Here is a 285-nt window from a genome sequence, read left to right as displayed (position 1 = left end):
TACCTGTAAGGTCTGTAGCGACTACTGGTTTCACTGGCGCTGTGGTGTCTGTCGCTACTTTAGGATCACTTGCGTCTGATGTATTTCCGGCTGGGTCTGTCGCTGTCGCAGTTACATTGCCTGCTGGAATGTCAACAGTTGGCGTAATCGTTGCTTTGCCATCTGCGCCTGCTGTCGCTTCACCAATCTTGTTGCCGTCTTTATCGTAAAGGGCAACAGTTGAGCCTGGCTCTGCGCTTACTTCAACCGGTGTCTTAGTGCCTGCTTTACCTGTAAGGTCTGTAG

The 285-nt window shown here is 51.2% G+C and carries 1 protein-coding gene; it reads right to left on the bottom strand.

Features of this window, described 5'->3' with window-relative positions:
* The coding region (locus AX663_RS10855; protein WP_231724232.1) for an Ig-like domain-containing protein at positions 1–285 on the bottom strand (285 nt) is incomplete at both ends.

Source organism: Streptococcus sp. CCH8-H5 (assembly GCF_001556505.1).
Taxonomy (GTDB): Bacteria; Bacillota; Bacilli; order Lactobacillales; family Streptococcaceae; genus Streptococcus.
This window is presented reverse-complemented; position numbering and strand designations above follow the sequence as displayed.